Here is a 366-nt window from a genome sequence, read left to right on the forward strand (position 1 = left end):
CGCCTGCTGCAAAACGGCAAGCGGTTTACGTTGAATAAGCCGATCCCCATCAAGCTGAACGCTGCGCCAACGCTACAGGCGGTACCGGTCAAGCGGCCGGGCGCAGCGCTGACAGAAGGGGCGTTTGAGGCCACGGCCACCCTGCTGGCGGTGTACCAATGAGCCGGAGAATAGCCATGGTTAGCAAGGTGGCCTGGTGCGCAACGGCGCTGCTGCTGTGCAGCCCGTTGAGCCTGGCGGCGGAGAATATGCGCCTGCACGGCGCGCTGGTGGCTGAACCCTGCGTGATCCCGCCGGGCGATGAAACGGTGGTGCTGGATTTTGACACGGTAATCGACAAGTACCTGTATCTGAACACCCGCACCC

The 366-nt window shown here is 62.8% G+C and carries 2 pseudogenes; both read left to right on the forward strand.

Annotated elements, in window-relative coordinates:
* Positions 1 to 162: pseudogene (locus tag IFU29_RS22620) on the forward strand (fimbrial protein); the annotation flags it as partial.
* A gap of 14 nt (positions 163 to 176) precedes the next feature.
* Positions 177 to 366: pseudogene (locus IFU29_RS22265) on the forward strand (fimbrial protein); the annotation flags it as partial.

Origin of the sequence: Erwinia persicina (genome assembly GCF_014838825.1) — a bacterium.
GTDB lineage: Bacteria > Pseudomonadota > Gammaproteobacteria > Enterobacterales > Enterobacteriaceae > Erwinia > Erwinia persicina_A.